This is a genomic window from Sulfitobacter profundi (assembly GCF_042661425.1).
In the GTDB taxonomy this organism is placed as follows: Bacteria; Pseudomonadota; Alphaproteobacteria; order Rhodobacterales; family Rhodobacteraceae; genus Sulfitobacter; species Sulfitobacter profundi.
Genome location: NZ_JBHSWA010000001.1, coordinates 952413 through 968300 on the forward strand (window position 1 = coordinate 952413; position 15888 = coordinate 968300).

At 59.3% G+C, this 15888-nt stretch carries 14 protein-coding genes, 2 tRNA genes and 2 pseudogenes; 4 read left to right on the forward strand and 14 right to left on the reverse strand.

What is annotated here, in order from left to right; translation table 11 throughout:
• Positions 1 to 44: 44 nt before the first annotated feature.
• From ACFQAU_RS05050 to lepA, 3 genes are all read right to left on the reverse strand, one after another.
• Positions 45 to 557, reverse strand: a complete 513-nt coding sequence (locus ACFQAU_RS05050; RefSeq protein ID WP_132444654.1) for an alkylphosphonate utilization protein — start codon at positions 555 to 557, stop codon at positions 45 to 47.
• 285 nt (positions 558 to 842) lie between these two features.
• Complete coding sequence (locus ACFQAU_RS05055; RefSeq protein ID WP_386280970.1) at positions 843 to 1283, reverse strand: hypothetical protein; 441 nt, start codon at positions 1281 to 1283, stop codon at positions 843 to 845.
• A gap of 374 nt (positions 1284 to 1657) precedes the next feature.
• Complete coding sequence (gene lepA / locus ACFQAU_RS05060) at positions 1658 to 3460, reverse strand: translation elongation factor 4 (RefSeq protein WP_132444658.1); 1803 nt, start codon at positions 3458 to 3460, stop codon at positions 1658 to 1660.
• 214 nt (positions 3461 to 3674) lie between these two features.
• Here lepA and ACFQAU_RS05065 point away from each other — a divergent pair, with 214 nt between their 5' ends.
• Complete coding sequence (locus tag ACFQAU_RS05065; protein WP_067623915.1) at positions 3675 to 4037, forward strand: hypothetical protein; 363 nt, start codon at positions 3675 to 3677, stop codon at positions 4035 to 4037.
• A gap of 4 nt (positions 4038 to 4041) precedes the next feature.
• On the opposite strand, the gene ACFQAU_RS05070 is transcribed toward ACFQAU_RS05065, so the two are convergent.
• From ACFQAU_RS05070 to ACFQAU_RS05100, 7 genes and pseudogenes are all read right to left on the reverse strand, one after another.
• Positions 4042 to 4503 carry an arsenate-mycothiol transferase ArsC gene (locus ACFQAU_RS05070; RefSeq protein WP_132444660.1) on the reverse strand — a complete coding sequence of 154 codons (462 nt, stop codon included), beginning with the start codon at positions 4501 to 4503 and terminating at the stop codon, positions 4042 to 4044.
• Positions 4504 to 4982: pseudogene (locus ACFQAU_RS05075) on the reverse strand (UPF0262 family protein).
• Positions 4983 to 5135: 153 nt separating this feature from the next.
• Entirely contained in the window at positions 5136 to 6437 is a 1302-nt protein-coding gene (hisD, locus tag ACFQAU_RS05080) for a histidinol dehydrogenase (protein WP_120350220.1), read from the reverse strand.
• Between the two features lie 51 nt (positions 6438 to 6488).
• Positions 6489 to 6818, reverse strand: a complete 330-nt coding sequence (locus ACFQAU_RS05085; RefSeq protein ID WP_120350219.1) for a hypothetical protein — start codon at positions 6816 to 6818, stop codon at positions 6489 to 6491.
• Between the two features lie 29 nt (positions 6819 to 6847).
• Positions 6848 to 7318, reverse strand: a complete 471-nt coding sequence (locus tag ACFQAU_RS05090; RefSeq protein WP_067623929.1) for a DUF2948 family protein — start codon at positions 7316 to 7318, stop codon at positions 6848 to 6850.
• Positions 7315 to 8585: pseudogene (murA, locus tag ACFQAU_RS05095) on the reverse strand (UDP-N-acetylglucosamine 1-carboxyvinyltransferase). Before murA ends, ACFQAU_RS05090 begins: the two are co-directional and overlap by 4 nt.
• Positions 8586 to 8588: 3 nt before the next feature.
• On the reverse strand, positions 8589 to 8765 hold the full coding sequence (locus ACFQAU_RS05100) for a hypothetical protein (RefSeq protein ID WP_162931795.1): 177 nt from the start codon (positions 8763 to 8765) through the stop codon (positions 8589 to 8591).
• 84 nt (positions 8766 to 8849) lie between these two features.
• Here ACFQAU_RS05100 and ACFQAU_RS05105 point away from each other — a divergent pair.
• Positions 8850 to 8924: transfer RNA gene (locus ACFQAU_RS05105), tRNA-Thr, on the forward strand.
• Between the two features lie 340 nt (positions 8925 to 9264).
• On the opposite strand, the gene ACFQAU_RS05110 is transcribed toward ACFQAU_RS05105, so the two are convergent.
• Positions 9265 to 9786 (reverse strand): superoxide dismutase family protein, encoded by a 522-nt coding sequence (locus ACFQAU_RS05110; protein WP_132444662.1) that lies wholly within the window; start codon positions 9784 to 9786, stop codon positions 9265 to 9267.
• Positions 9787 to 9889: 103 nt separating this feature from the next.
• On the opposite strand from ACFQAU_RS05110, the gene ACFQAU_RS05115 reads away from it, so the two are divergent.
• Positions 9890 to 9966 (forward strand) — tRNA-Arg (locus tag ACFQAU_RS05115).
• Positions 9967 to 9993: 27 nt separating this feature from the next.
• Here the strand turns inward: ACFQAU_RS05115 and ACFQAU_RS05120 are convergent.
• From ACFQAU_RS05120 to ACFQAU_RS05130, 3 genes are all read right to left on the reverse strand, one after another.
• On the reverse strand, positions 9994 to 10353 hold the full coding sequence (locus ACFQAU_RS05120; RefSeq protein WP_120350215.1) for a response regulator: 360 nt from the start codon (positions 10351 to 10353) through the stop codon (positions 9994 to 9996).
• Between the two features lie 6 nt (positions 10354 to 10359).
• A complete protein-coding gene (locus ACFQAU_RS05125) occupies positions 10360 to 11808 on the reverse strand; it encodes a PAS domain-containing sensor histidine kinase (protein ID WP_132444664.1) in 1449 nt (482 codons plus the stop codon).
• A 337-nt stretch (positions 11809 to 12145) separates the two neighbouring features.
• Positions 12146 to 13666 carry a sensor histidine kinase gene (locus ACFQAU_RS05130; RefSeq protein WP_240791590.1) on the reverse strand — a complete coding sequence of 507 codons (1521 nt, stop codon included), beginning with the start codon at positions 13664 to 13666 and terminating at the stop codon, positions 12146 to 12148.
• 434 nt (positions 13667 to 14100) lie between these two features.
• Between ACFQAU_RS05130 and ACFQAU_RS05135 the strand changes: the two genes are divergently transcribed.
• Positions 14101 to 15882, forward strand: a complete 1782-nt coding sequence (locus ACFQAU_RS05135) for a sensor histidine kinase (protein WP_132444668.1) — start codon at positions 14101 to 14103, stop codon at positions 15880 to 15882.
• Positions 15883 to 15888 lie beyond the last annotated feature (6 nt).

A 15888-nucleotide genomic window follows, 5' to 3' on the forward strand; every position in this document is an offset into this window, starting at 1 on the left:
CACAACGGACATCGGCTGTACACCCAGCAGACGCGGGTTGCGGTTCAGCGCTTTTTCACAAATTCGGTCAGGATCACGATGCGCTGGCCTTCGACCCGGCCCTCAATATGGGCGGGATTGTCGGCGACCAGCGAGATCCGCTGCACGGCGGTGCCGCGTTTGGCGGTGAAGCCCGCGCCTTTGACGGTCAGATCCTTGATCAGCACCACGGTATCGCCCGAGGCCAGCGGCACGCCGTTGCTGTCGCGGTGAGCGGAGGGCTGAGGGACGTTCTCGGCCCATGCGCGCGTCTCATCGTCGAGGTAAAGCTGCTCGGCAAGGTCGCGGGCCCAAGGTTCGGGGATTTTGGCGAGGGTGCGGGCGGCCAAGACCTGAATGGCGGGGTCTTCGGACCACATGGTGGAGGCCAAGGCGCGGAAGTGGGCCGGGTCTGGCGTGTCGCTGGCGGTCTGCTCGGCGCAGGTGGCGCAGATGGAGGCGCTGGCGTCAGCGGGGCCGCCGAGGACCGGGGCTTGGATGAGCGGGGCGTTGGCTGTGGCGCAGAGGGGGCATGTCATGGGGGTGGTTTAGGGTGGTGCAGCCGGATTGAACAGTCCGGGGGCTGTTAAAATGCCGAGCGCGCAATTCGCGAGAATTGGGCCGGTGTGAAAATGGTGAGTTTTTGTGGGACCAGCAGACCCAATGTGGGGCTTTTAGTATTGATTGATCTTCTCTCAGTAACTTTTGCAATCTAGTCGTTCAGACTAAAGCCAGGAAAAAGCCCTCATCCCACATGATCAATTCGGTCCCGCCGATAGACTTCATTTCACTCAATGCTTCTCGTTCAGCAGCAGTAAAATGTTTCAAGTCGGATTTTTTAAGAATACTACATTGTCGCCATCAATCGTAGCAGCTTTAAGCATGTCTATCTTCTGACTTGCGACAAGCCCCTTATAATCTGCGTCAGACAAGACCCCTTCCAGCGCTTGATGCGTAAGTTCCTCATTTCCGACCAAATTAGCAGCCAAATATCCAGACATAATGCGTGCAAACCTTAGCTGGGTCGACGCGTCATCTCTGGCTTCAATCAACGAACCCAACTTTAACGAAATTTCAGACAAGCCGAGTTTCACATCGGTAGCATGCACTGCATTCTTATCAGCAAGTGAATAATTCTTGCTGATATCTTGCCGAACCTGATCAAGCTCTCTCGTTAACCAGAAGAAGGTGGGTATCGCCAGCAGGCTCAATGCTACTGCCATACCAGTAAAAACCGAAGTTGCCCGGCTAATCCAATCATTCATTGAAACGTTCTCCACAACGTTTCAAATACGTCTTTTAGAAAAAGCTGACAACTACGAAGTTAGGAAAAGCAATAGAAGCAAAGTTCCACCCACGGTCATTGTGGCAAGAAATGCTGATATAGCGATAGTCATGTCAATCTTCACAAATTTCATGTTACCTCCTGCACCCTAACGTCTTACCGACCACTTCCTAACAAGGTGTTAAGTATAACACCAAAAATCGAATTATTTCTTAGTATATCGACCCGTTTCACTAAAGTGTGAAAGATCGTGCCAAACGAAGTCGAATTACTTAGGTCAAACCCGCCCGCGCGTTGTTTGTTCCCTCACGACTGCGGTTTACGATACGTCGGAGCATCTCTAAGAACCGGCGTTCACCCGTCCATCTTCAACGCCGAGATGAATGCCTCCTGCGGGATGTCCACTTTCCCGAACTGGCGCATCTTCTTCTTACCGGCCTTCTGCTTCTCCAGCAGCTTCTTCTTCCGCGTCGCGTCCCCACCGTAACACTTCGCGGTCACGTCCTTGCGCATCGCGGAGAGGGTCTCGCGGGCAATGACCTTGCCGCCGATGGCCGCTTGGATCGGGATCTTGAACATGTGACGCGGGATCAGGTCTTTGAGCTTTTCCACCATCGCTCGGCCGCGCATCTCGGCGCGGTCGCGGTGCACCATGGTCGAAAGGGCGTCGACAGGCTCGTCGTTCACAAGGATCTGCATCTTGACCAGATTGTCCTGCCGGTAGCCGATCATTTGGTAGTCAAAACTGGCGTAGCCCTTGGTGACCGACTTCAGCCGGTCGTAGAAATCAAACACCACCTCGTTCAGTGGCAGGTCATAGACAACCATCGCCCGCGAACCAGCATAGGTCAGGTCTTCTTGAATGCCGCGGCGGTCTTGGCAGAGTTTCAGCACGTCGCCAAGGTATTCATCGGGCACGAGGATCGTCGCCTTGATCCGCGGCTCTTGCATGTGGTCCACCAGCGTCATGTCCGGCATGTCGGCGGGGTTGTGCAGCTCCTGCATCTCGCCGTCCTTCATGTGGACGTGATAGATCACCGAAGGGGCGGTGGTGATCAGGTCGATGTCATACTCACGCTCAAGCCGGTCGCGGATCACTTCGAGGTGCAGCAGGCCAAGAAAGCCGCAGCGGAAGCCAAAGCCAAGCGCGGCAGAGGTTTCCATCTCATAGGTGAAGGAGGCATCGTTCAGGGCGAGCTTTTCGATCGCATCGCGCATATCTTCGAAGTCATTGGCATCGACCGGGAAGAGACCACAGAAAACCACCGGCACCGAGGGCTTAAAGCCCGGCAGCGGGGTTTCACACTTGCGCTTTTCATGGGTGATCGTGTCGCCGACGCGGGTGTCGCGGACCTGTTTGATCGAAGCGTTCAGATAACCGATCTCGCCGGGGCCGAGGCTTTCGACGCCGGTCATCTTGGGCCGGTAAACGCCCACATCGTCCACGTCATAGGTGCCGCCGGTCTTAATCATGCGAATGCGGTCGCCCTTTTTCAGGGTGCCGTCGATGATCCGGACGATACAGATGACGCCGAGGTATTGGTCATATTTGCTGTCCACCAGCATCGCTTTGAGCGGCGCATCGGGGTCGCCGCCCTTGGGTGCGGGCAGTTTGTTCACGATCGCTTCCAGCACGTCGGGGATGCCGATGCCGGTCTTGGCAGAGATCAGGCAGGCATCGGAGGCGTCGATGCCGATCACGTCCTCGATCTGTTCGCGCACGCGGTCGGGGTCAGAGGCGGGCAGGTCGACCTTGTTCAGGACCGGCACGATCTCATGATCCGCATCGATGGCGGTATAGACATTGGCCAGCGTCTGCGCCTCGACGCCCTGAGTGGCGTCTACCACCAGCAGCGAACCTTCGACCGCATGCATGGAGCGCGCGACCTCATAGGCGAAGTCGACGTGTCCGGGCGTGTCGATCAGGTTCAACACATAGGTCTTGCCGTCCTTGGCAGGGTATTCGATGCGGACGGTGTTGGCCTTGATGGTGATGCCCCGCTCCCGCTCGATATCCATGTTGTCCAGAAGCTGGCTTTGCATGTCGCGTTCGGCGACCGTGCCGGTGAGTTGGATCAACCGGTCGGCCAGCGTGGATTTGCCGTGGTCGATATGCGCCACGATGGAGAAATTGCGGATGTTTTCAAGCGGTGTCATGCAAGGGGATATGGCGCAGTGCCGCGCCTGCGTCAATTGGCCTTGAGCGCGCCAGAGCCCGCTTCGCGCCCTTCACGGCGCTTTATCGCAGGCCAAGACGCCTTGCCCCCCAAAGGAGAATTGCGCGAAGCCCCATTTTGCGGCATAGTGATGGGCAGAGCAGACCGGGCCGACAAGGGGAAAACCCCATGGTCCAAAACAATAGGGCAAATCAATGCGGACAGTTGCAAGTTTGATGGCGCTCGTCGTCTTGGCGGGTTGTGGCGGATCACGTTATTCCAGCGATGCCGCCGTAGGGCGTTTTTCCCCGACGCCGGTGCTTTTCGCCACGGGACCAATTCAAAAGGCTTGTCTGGCCGATGGGCGCCGCGGCTCCAGCCATGCGCGTTGTGGCTGCGTACAAGCGGTGGCGGATCAGACGTTGTCGCGCTCGGATCAGCGCCAGGGCGCCAAGATTTTCCGCGACCCCCACCGTTTGCAGGAAATGCGTCAGTCCGACAACAAAAGCGACAACGCCTTCTGGAGCACGTGGAAAGCCTATGGCCAGAGCGCCGCGGCGGCCTGCTCCAACACCTGATAGCTCAGCTTTCGCTAGGCGGCTGGCCAAAGCGATCAATCAGCCGTCCGACGATCTGATCGCGGGCGGCGCGAAACTGGGTGAGTTTGGCCTCGCGGCTCTCGCCCAGTCCCGTGGGATCAAGGATCGGCCAATATTCCACGTCGAGATGGTAAAACCGCGTCAGCTCCAGCGCCCGGCGCTGGCTGGCGGGGCTCAGCGCGATGATCAGATCGAATGACCCCAGATCGTCGCCCCATTCTTCCATCTCATCGAAACTGCGGCTGCGATGCCGGTCCAACTCCACATCCAATTCACTGCACACGGCAATGGAAAAACCGTCGATCTCCATGTCGTTCTTGACGCCCACGGACTGCACATAGGTGCCGGTGCCGTAGAATTTCTTCATCAAGCCTTCGGCCATGGGCGAACGGACGGCGTTATGGTCGCAGCAGAAGAGAACGGATTGAGGCAGCAGCTGCTTCATTTATCCGCCGAAATGCAAAACGCAGATCAGGGTAAAGAGCCGCCGCGCGGTGTCGGTGTCGATCTCGGCCTTGCCCGACAGACGCTCTTGCAGCACGCGGGAGCCTTCGTTGTGGATGCCGCGCCGGGCCATGTCGATCGTCTCGATCTGGCTGGGGGCAGTTTCTTGACCGCCTCGAAATAGCTTTCGCAGATTTGGAAGTAATCCTTTACCACCTGCCGGAACGGGCCGAGGGAAAGGTGGAATTCCGCCGCCTTTTCAGCCGCTTCGGTCTCCACATCAAAGACCAGCCGCTTGTCACGGATGGACAGGGACAGATGATAAGGCCCTTCGGGCACCGGGCCCTTCTCCCGTTCGGGCAGGACAAAGCTGTTCTCTTCCAGCAGGTCGAACATGGCCACCTTACGCTCCTGATCAATCTCAGGCGTGGGGGGCGGCATGTTCGCGTCATCAAGCGCGATATGGGTGATGCGGGTCATGGACGCATCCTTTTTGCTGGCGATACCATTTCGTGGATAGCGCAGCGGTGGGAAGGGGGCAATGCGCGAGAGCATGCCCGGTGGCGAATGTCGCGCCCGGGGGCACAGCGGGCAGCGCCCTGCCTCCTGCGCAGGCGGCTTCTGCCCCCTGCCCTAGTCGTTCAGCTTGCGCAGGCGCGCGGTGACCGACAGGCCATGCGCCTCAAGGCTCTCTGACTGGGCCAACCGCTCTGCCGCCGGGCCGATGGCTTTGAGGGCTTCGGGCGACATCTGGGCCAATGTGGTGCGCTTCATGAAATCCAACACCGACAGCCCCGAAGAGAAGCGCGCCGACCGCGCCGTGGGCAGAACGTGGTTCGGCCCGCCGACATAATCTCCAATCGCCTCGGGCGTCCATTGGCCAAGGAAAATCGCGCCCGCATGGGTGATCTTTTCCGACAGCGCCTTTGGGTCCGCCACGCAAAGCTCAAGGTGTTCCGGCGCGATCCGGTTGCTAAGCGCCGCCGCAGCGTCGAGGTCAGCCACCGTGATGATCGCACCATTGTCGCGCCAGCTTGCGCCCGCGATGGCGCGACGCTCAAGGGTGAGCAGGCGTTTCTCGACCGCCTCTTCCACCGCGCGGGCAAAGGCGGGGTCAGTGGTGATCAGAATGCTCTGCGCGCTCTCGTCGTGCTCGGCTTGACTGAGCAGATCGAGGGCAATGAAATCGGGATCATTGTCCCCATCGGCGATGACAAGGATCTCCGACGGGCCGGCGATCATATCGATGCCGACTTTGCCGAAAACGCGCCGCTTGGCGGCGGCGACAAAGGCGTTGCCGGGGCCGGTGATCTTGTCCACCGGGGGGATCGTATCGGTGCCATAGGCCAGCGCCGCCACGGCCTGCGCGCCGCCGATGCGGTAAATCTCATCCACTCCGGCGATGCGGGCGGCCAGCAACACAAGCGGGTTCAACACGCCATCGGGCGTGGGCACGACCATGGCCAAACGCTCCACCCCCGCCACCTTGGCCGGGACCGCGTTCATCAGGACCGAGGACGGATAACTCGCCAGCCCGCCCGGTACATAAAGGCCAGCGGCGGAAACCGGCGTCCAGCGCCAACCCAACGTGGCGCCGTCGGGATCCGTCCACTCGGCGTCTTCGGGCAGCTGCCGTGCGTGATAGGCGCGGATGCGGTCGGCGGCCAGTTCCAGCGCCTTGCGGTCCTCGGGGGAGACTTCGGCGACGGCGGCATCAACCTCGGCAACACTGATGCGCAGGCTGTCGGGGGTGAGGGTCACGCGGTCGAACTTTTGCGACAGGTCGATCACCGCAGCATCGCCCCGCGCACGCACATCGGCGATGATCTCGGCCACCACGGCATCGACATCGGGGCTGTCTTCGCGCTTGGCGTTCAGCAGTTTGTCAAAGGCCGCTTCGAAATCGGGGGCGGAGGCATCAAGGGTGACGGGCATGGGGTCAGGCTTTCGAAAAGGGGGCCACCGCAGCGGGCTGGCCCAAAGGTATCAAGGCGCGGAAGGACGGCGCAGGCTGGGCTCGGCCCGCAGGCCCGATGTTTTGACAGCGGCACTGGGGGCGGAGCGCTGCGCCAAACGCATGGCGCGGGTGTCTTGGGCGTTGTCGAACACGGCGCGCGCGACATGGGCTGCCAGAATGGCAAACAGCCCGCCCGCAATCGCCGCGGCAGGGGCCAAAAGCCCCGGCAAGGTGACCGTGCCCAACAGATGCCGCACCGCCAGCGCCACACCAAGCAGCAAAAGCGCCCAGCCCGTCGCTTCGGTCATCAGGGCCGCCACGCGCCCCCGCGTAAATCTAGTCTGTTTTAGTTCCGGCATCTTGCGATCCTTGCCACCGTGACGGGATGTCACTCGGGGTGAACGGGCCTTTTCTTTGAAGGGGCCACATAGGGACGTGTCACATCCTTGAGCGTTACCTCCAGAGCCTCGACCTCTAACCGGATCGCGCCGTCTCCGGCCAAGGTCAGCGTGACATGGCCCGAAGGCGCGTCGGTTTGCTCGAACGTGATGTCGAGCAGGGAGAGGATGGTATCGGCATCGCCCTTGGGCACGCCTTGGCTTGCCACACGCTGCACGTTGTTGAACATCAGCACCGATTGCACCCGCTCGGGCGCATGACGTGCGGCCCCCGTATCCTCATGCCGCAGCCGGTTCAGCAGCAGCGCGAAACGCGCGCCCGTGCGGTGCCAGCGCATTTCCGATGCGGGAAACACCGCATCTTGCGTGAGCGAGGCGATCACCGTGAGATCCTCGGCATCCAATGCGCCGAGGTTCAACGGCGCTTCGCGGCCATCTTCGAAACGTGCATCTTCGGTCATTTGCTGCTGATCCTTTCGATATCCGCACCCACGCCGCGCAGCTTGGACACCACATGCTCATAGCCGCGATCAAGGTGGTAGACCCGGCTTACCGTGGTCTCTCCGGTGGCGGCCAGCCCGGCGAGGATGAGTGAGATCGACGCTCGCAAATCGGTCGCCATAACCGGCGCGCCTTTGAGTTTCTTAACGCCAGTGACCTTAGCCGTGCCGCCGTGCACATCAATCCGCGCGCCCATGCGGATCAATTCCGGGGCGTGCATGAAGCGGTTCTCGAAAATCTTCTCTTCCAGTACAGAGGTCCCTTCCGCAGTGCAGAGCAACGCCATCATCTGAGCCTGAAGGTCGGTCGGGAAGCCGGGGAATGGCTCTGTCGTGACATCCACCGCCGAGATGCGGCCATTGCGCCGCGCCACCTTGAGGCCAGCCTGTGTCTCAGTCACCTCGATCCCTGCCGCGTCGAGCTTTTCGCAGAACGCCTGCAACAGGTCGATCCGCCCGCCCAGCAGTTCCACTTCGCCGCCGCAAAAGGCTGGCGCCAGCATATAGGTGCCAAGCTCAATACGGTCGGTCACAACTTTATGGGTCGCCCCATGCAGGCTATCGACGCCCTGAATGGTGATGCTCGGTGTGCCGTCACCTTCAATCTGCGCGCCCATGGCCCGCAGACAGTCCGCCAGATCGACGATCTCAGGCTCCCGCGCGGCGTTGTTGATGACGGTCGTGCCCTTGGCCAAAGTCGCGGCCATCAAGATATTCTCGGTCGCCCCGACAGAGGCAAAAGGAAGTCGATCACGGCGCCCTTGAGCTTGCCGCCCTCAGCCTTGGCATAGAGATAGCCGTCACGCAGATCGATTTCCGCGCCCATCTTGGCCAGCCCATCGGTGTGAATATCCATCGGACGCGCGCCAATCGCGCAGCCGCCGGGCAGCGAGACTTCGGCATGGCCTTCCCGCGCCAGCAACGGACCCAGCACGAGGTTCGAGGCGCGCATCTTGCGCACGATGTCATATTCCGCACGGGTATTGATCGGCCCGTGGCTGGCCATCGTGATGACCTTGCCGTCTTGCATTGAGGTGACTTCCGCCCCCAGAGAACGCAGCAGTTCGGTCATGGTGCGGATGTCGCTCAGCCGCGGCGCGTTGGTCAACGTCAGTGGCTCTTCGCTCAGCAATGTTGCGGGCATCAGCGCCAGACAGGCGTTCTTGGCCCCCGCGATGGGGATTTGCCCGTTCAGCGCACCGCCGCCTTTGACCAGAATGGAATCCATCGTTCAGCTGTCCTTTTCCGACCCGTCGGGGCCATTGCCTGTATCCTGCGCCACATCCTCGGCCCGCGCACGGGCCTGCGCCTTGCGCCGGGCCATATTCGCCTTGAGCGCAGCCTTCAGCCGCGCCTCCCGCGCAGAGGGTGTTTTCGCGTTCTTTTCCGGGGCGTTTTGCTTTGCCATGCCGCCTATCTAGCGCAGGGTGCAAGAAGGGTCCAGATCAGGGGTTGCACCCCTTTCGATTGCGGCTAATCACCCGCCCACGGCGCTGCTGTAGCTCAGAGGTAGAGCACTCCCTTGGTAAGGGAGAGGTCGAGAGTTCAATTCTCTCCAGCAGCACCATTTGCCTGTCACTCCGCTGGATATGCCCTGCCTCGCATAGGCGTTGGTCTCTCGACTTACGCCCGACGCTATGCGTCAGTCTGAGTGCGAGAGTTCAATTCTCTCCAGCAGCACCATTTAACTCTCACTCCGCTAGATATGACACCCCTCGCATGGGCGCTGGTCCCTCGACTTACGCCCGCCGCTGCGCGGTAGTCTGAGTGCGAGAGTCCGGTTCTTTCCGGCACCCCACTGGCATGCCGTCCGCTTTATGTCTTCCCGTGCGGATCAGCTGCACAGCGCCGATTCGACACCCCAACCCCGAATAAACGAGACCGGGGTGCCCAAGTCTCAGATCCCGTTACGAAGCCTCAAAGGCACCGCAGGCAATGCGCGAGCCCGCATCGCCGGAGGGCTGCGATTCGTAGTCGTCCGCACCGCTGTGAATAATGAAAGCCGCGCCGTCGTCATCTTTGATCATGGTCTTGATATCGAGCAGATCGAGAAAGACTTCGGCCTGAAGCACGCCATCTTCCCCCACTTCCATATTGGGCATGTCACCCGGATGCGGCCCACCTTCGACGAGCACACCATGCTTGTGGTCCCCCGCGATATGGCCCCCAGCAGATTTGAAATCATCCGCAGAACAATCGCCGGTTTCATGCAAGTGCACGCCATGGGTGCCCGCGGGCACGCCAGTCACGTCGATCTTTACCAAGGTCCGGCCCGAGGCGGTCGTGTTCAGGGTAACATTGCCTGAGATATCATCCGAATTGCCCGCCACCTGAGCAGATGCTGCCGTTTGCATATGGCCTTCGGCCTGCGCCGCGACGGCGCCCGTTGTGGCCAAAGCGGCCCCGAGTAGGATATTGCGCAGGTACATGGCTTCCTCCGTTGGGTTATATGTCGATGACGGCTCAACCCACCCGGCCCGCGTCGGGTTCCTCTTGATGCAGGGCAAGGCTTGCCCCTATAAGCGGCCGAGTGCTCCCTTAGCTCAGCTGGATAGAGCAGCCGACTTCTAATCGGCAGGTCGAGGGTTCGAATCCTTCAGGGAGCGCCAATTTCCGCCACGCCTACCCGCGCCCACTTACCCGCGCGCGAAATCGTCAATCGCTGCTGCGATCAGATGCGGAAAAGTGGGTTTGCCGAGCATGGCAATCGGTTCAAGCCCTCTCAGCCGTGTCTGGGTCGGTTCGTCCAGGTTGCCGCTCAAAAAGATGCAGCGGATATTGTGTTCGCTCAGCAACCACTGTGCGAGGTCCTCGCCAGATTCTCCATTCGCCAGTCGAAGGTCCATGAACGCCAAGTCCGGGCGGGACTGCGTCACCACCTCCCGGCAGGCCGCGAAATCCTTGACCGGGCCAAGAACGGAATGCTGAAGCTGTTCGAGCTGCATCTGAAGGTCCAAGGCAATCAGAAATTCATCTTCGACGATCAGAATATTCACCGGGCATTACCCGGCAGGCATGGGGATCTCAATCTCGACGCAATAACCATGCTCTGTTGCCCTCTTCTCCATCGTCGCCCCAAGCTGGCTAACAATGCCCGCCACGATCTTCGAACCGAGACCGACCCTCTCTAGACCTTTCGCGCTACCGATCCCATCGTCCGATACCGTCAAGGTCAAAAGGGTTCCCTCTTGATGCAAACGAACATCTACCCGGCCCTGTTCCCGCTCAACGAAGGCATGTTTATGCGCGTTGGTCACAAGCTCATTGATCAGCAGCGCAAGGTTGATCGCCAGATCCGTCGGAAGAACGACCGCCTGCGCGTAGACAACATTCTCAATCCGCCTGCTGTCGGTCTCTGTGCTGGTTGAAAGAAAGTCGACGAGTTGCGGGATGTATTCACCGACATCCACATGGGTAACGTTCTGAGATTTATAGATAAGTTCATGAACCGAGCTTACGGCATGCACCCGCAAAGAGGCCTGCTGCAGACTGTGTTTGACGTGGTCGTCTTCCACCGACGCGGCTTCAAGGCGTAGGATGCTCGACACCAGATGCAGGCTGTTCTTGATCCGGTGATTTACATCCCCCAGCAGCGTTTCTTTCTGCTCTAGAAGCTTGTCCCTCTCGGTCAGCGTTTTCTGCAAGACCTCTTCGCGCTTTTTGGAATGGGTCAGATCGAGGGACGCACCGATGAACCGCGCGGGTTTGCCATGCTCAAAAAGCACTTCGCCACGTGTGTTCAGCCATCGAATATCCCCTCGGGGCAAGACGATCCGATAGTCGGCGTTTACCGTTGCATCACTGGCCGTGACCCCTTCCAAGCTCTTCTTCACATGCTCCAGATCATCGGGATGGATACGCTCAAAAAGCTTGGTGATCGGAAAGGTTCCCTCGGTATCTGGATAGCCGAAAAGATCGGCCAACTCATGCGATACATTCGCGGTGCCGGTCTGAAGGTCCAGTTCCCCATAGCCGACACCCGACACCTGTTTTGCCAGATTGAGCCGTATCGCTTGGTCGCGGCGACCAATGAATTCCGAGGTGACATCTTCGACATGGTGAATAAGCGCGATCAGCTGGCCGTCTTGGAAAACAGGCGCGTTGAACGGCTGCCAATACTTCTCTTCAAAGGCCCCGTCGACGCTGTCGCGAATGGGGATATTGTATTTCTGAACGGCCATCCGATGCGGCTTGCCAGTGGCGGCGACAATCTCAAGCGACTTGCGCAGATTGTTGGTGCCATCCGCCGTAGCGTCAGAAGGATCATCCGGAAATGCATCGAACAGCAGTTTCCCAATGAGATCATCGGCTTTTGACCCGGTGATGCAAAGATACCGGTCATTCACGTCGATGATCATAAGATCAGTATCTAAAACAAGATAGCCATGGGGGGACGCTGCAAAAATTGCAGATCTCGGCACGCGCGCATTCGCCGATTTACCACCGCCCATAGGCCCGCTCTCCCGGTACTTACCATCTTCACTATTGATCGTAGCCCTTTAATTTAGAACATAAAAGCAAAGAGATACTAATTTAAGTTAAGTTAAGTTGTACCAAACTGCGTTGATGTGGGGGACCGCAAGCAGTTTCAGAAACATGTGGGCAACCCATGCGCGAGAAAAGTTGCGCCCGGCTTCCATTGACCCGGCGACCAAAGGGGGCTGCCAATAGCGCTTGAGACGTTCAACAAGGCTAGTTAAGCCGTAGCGCGCCCGGAGAGCCTTGGGCTTTCCGCCTATCAAGCAAGCGCAACCACCTCAAATCGCGCCTGCCCCGCCACAGCCCCCGTTACGCCGCGGCGAGCGCATTCTCCACTCTGATCTCCGAAGCGCAATCGGGCAGATCCACGGTGAACTTCGTCCCGACGCCGACAGCACTTTCCACTTGAATGTCTCCCTCATGCGCCGCGGCGAGCTTCTTGCTGATCGCAAGGCCAAGCCCCGTGCCGCCATCGGCGCTTTTGGCGGCCGATTCCGCTTGAATGAAGGCTTGGAAGATCCGCTGCAAATCCTCTTCCGGCATCCCGCAGCCGTTGTCTTCGACCTCAAGCCGGCAGGTATCGCCGACCCTCTTGGCCCGCATGCGAATGCTGGAGGCCGATGAGAACTTCAGCGCGTTGCCTAAGAGGTTAATCAGGATCTGCTTGCAGCGCCCACGGTCGGCGAAAACGTCGAAGTCATCACATTCGATCTCCAGCACCGCCTGCTTTTCCTTGGCCAGCCCCTGAAATTGCTCCTCCAACTCGGCCAGCAGTTCACCAGCCTGAAAAAAGGTTTTGTTAAGCTTGATCGAGTTAAGCTCGATACTAGTATAGTCGAGGAGTTCATTGATGATGGTTAACAAATGGTCGCCCGCAGATTTGATACGGCCGCCGTAACGCTCTGTCTGGTCGCCCAGTTCTTCAAAATGCACTTTCGAGATCTGCTCGTTCGGTTTCAGCTTGGCGATAGTATGGCCTTTGAGGTTCGTCAGAAAGCTGGCGTAGCCGTTGATGATCGTTAGCGGCGTGCGCAACTCGTGGCTCAGAACGCTCATGAACTCTGACTTGGCGCGGCTGGCGTCGCGGGCCTCATCCCGGGCTTGGCGCAACTCGACGATGTTCTCCAACCGCGTGCGGTTTTCGATGAAATAGGTGAACAGCCCGCCCATCACGATCATCGCAGCCGTCCCCGCGATAACCAGCGCCAGCAGTCTGTACTCATCAGGGTTGCTATGGCCGCCGATCAAGGTTGTCGGTGTCACATGAAAAGCAGCCATCCCGGTAAAGTGCAGACCGACGATCGCCAAGGCAAAGCTCGCCGTCATTTTCGACCGGGCGTATTTGTCGCCCTGCGCGCCAAAGAACAAAGCCACGGTCGACAGCACCATGGCGAGCAGAACCGAGGCAACAAGATAGGTCTTATCCCAGTGAATGATCCCCTCGATCCGATAGGCGATCATCCCGGTGTAATGCATGGCCGAGATCGACAGCCCCAAGATCACCCCACCGATCACGGTCGTGACCCGTTTGCGAAACATCCCCGCAATGAGAATGCCGACCGTAGACCCGGTAATCGCGATCACCAACGAGGCGAAAGTAAGACCAAAGTCGAAGCTTACCGGCGCATCGGGCTGATAGGCCAACATGGCGATGAAATGCGTGCACCAAATGGTGATGCCAGAGGTCACGGCGGTCAGAAAATACCACAACAACGCCTGACGCGGTGTCTGCTTGAGCCCGTGTCGGTAAAGATTTGCAATCACCCAGCTGCCGAATGCGCACAAAAGCGCGGCAAGCAAGACCAACGTCATATCGTGGTCAGAGTGCATAGAATGAGCCACTGTAAGCATTTTTTAAACCTCAAGATAATGAGGCCAGTGTTGCGCGAGGAATGCGTCGAAACCGTGTTCGAGTGGGTTCTTTTTGGCGGTAATTTCATATAGTGAAACCGCGATAGGTGCCGGAGAGCGGGGGAAGCGCTCCCGGGGGCTCATGTCCCGGTTTCTGCGGCCCGCCACTGCGCGCTTGCCCCACCGCGTAGCCCACTCTGAACGCCCCTTCGCCCCTGTTGAGGGATGCAATCGCATCGTCCGATTGGTGAAAGTGACGGTACCAATTGACGCCCTTCACATCCAAGGGTTGCGTCGCCCTGCCTTAATACGCCACTAGAGCGCCAAACTTGCGCCGCATTCCAATGCTGATCTGCGCACATTCAATTTGGTTCATAGGTAACTCTGCCATGCTAACGTGTTTTCAAGGGCTAATGCTTGACCCGGTCTATTGGGCCGTGCTTGCCGTCAGCGTGATCGCTGCGGCTGTCGCCCTATGGACGCTCAAGTTTCAAGAGTTCCATGGCAAGGTTTACTATGCGCTAACCTTTGCCGGGATGATCTGGACCCTGATGATGGTCGGAGCCGAAGCCGCAACGCCCGGCTACGCCTGCCAGATGCAACAGGCGCAACTGGCGTGGCTGGGTCATGCTCTGGTTCCGGTCGCGTGGTCGTTCTTCATCTTTGAGTATGTCGGCCCCTCGAACCATGCGCGTGGCCGGGCGAGCCTTTTGGCCCTGATCGCCGTGCCACTGGCGGCCTTTGTCCTCGCCGCGACGAACGGCTGGCACCACCTGATCTATACCGCCGAGACCGCGATCCAGCCCGGCAAGGATCAGATCACCTTTGAACATGGCGCGGTATATTTCCTTGTCCTTGCGGTGCTCTATTGCTTTGTGATGGCGACGCTCATCTGGCTGGGGCGCGCATTTTTCCGGGCGAAACGGGCCGCTTGGCCGCTGCTGACGATGCTGGTGGTGATCACCCTGATCCCACTGGGCGCGAACGCGGCCTATGCGCTGTTCGGCTTCACGGTCCTTGGCCTTGATCCGACGGCCTTCATGTTCACCTTGGGCATCTTCGCCTTTTCATGGCTGCTGGTGACCAACAAAACGATGGACATGCCCTCTGTCGGGCAATCGACCCTGTTTGACACGATGAGCGAACCACTCATCCTATTGGACGCGCGGCGGCACGTCATTCGCTCGAACGCCGCGGCCAAGCGCAGCGGGCTTTTGACGGATCCGACCTTGGGCAATGATCTGATCGCGGGGATAAAGGCGCAAACGGCGCAGACCGCCTCTGCCCATATCACCTGCGATGAACGCCTCTATGAGCCGCGCATTCACCCCATCGAAAACCCGCTCTCCCCCGCCGGCCCCGCCATCGGTTGGAGCGTCACCTTCGTCGATGTCACCGACCAGATCGCAACCACCACGGCCCTTGAACAAGCGCTGAAAGAGGCCGATGAGGCCAACCGCGCCAAAGATGAATTCATCTCGGTCGTGAGCCATGAGTTGCGCACGCCGCTGACCTCACTGAAGGGCGGCTTGGCATTGGCGCTCAGCGGCAAACTGGGCGAGGTCAAAGGCCCGCTGCGTTCCTCGCTCGACATTGCCCATCGCAACGGGGTCCGCCTGTCCCGTCTGGTTGATAATATCCTGCTGGTGCAAAAGCTTGAGGTACAGGCGCTGGCACTTGAGTGGCTGCCCGTCGACCTGCCCGCCCTGCTGCGCGAAAGCATCGAGGAAAACCGCATGTACGCGCATGAGCGCGGCATCAGGCTGGATATCGGCAAGATCACGCAGCCTGCCGTGGTCTTGGGCGATGCCTTTGCGATCCGGCAGGTGGTCGACAATCTGATCTCGAACGCGGTGAAATTCTCCCACGTAGGCGACACCGTGGAGGGCAGGCTGACGGCGCACCAAGGCCGGGTCCGGATCTCTATCCGCGATCATGGGCGCGGCATCCCTGATGGGATGGAGGAGCGGGTCTTTGGCCGCTTCGGACAACTTGACGACGACGGTCAGAAATCGACCCAAGGCTCTGGCCTTGGCCTGCATATCTCTCGCCAACTGGCGCGGCAGATGGCGGGAGATCTGTTTTACGAAAGCGAGGCCGGTGTCGGATCGACCTTCCATGTCGAATTTGGCATCGGGGCCGAGGCAGAGCCCGCCCCGCAAGCGGCCCAAGGCGCGCTGCAAGGCACTGACTAAGCGCGC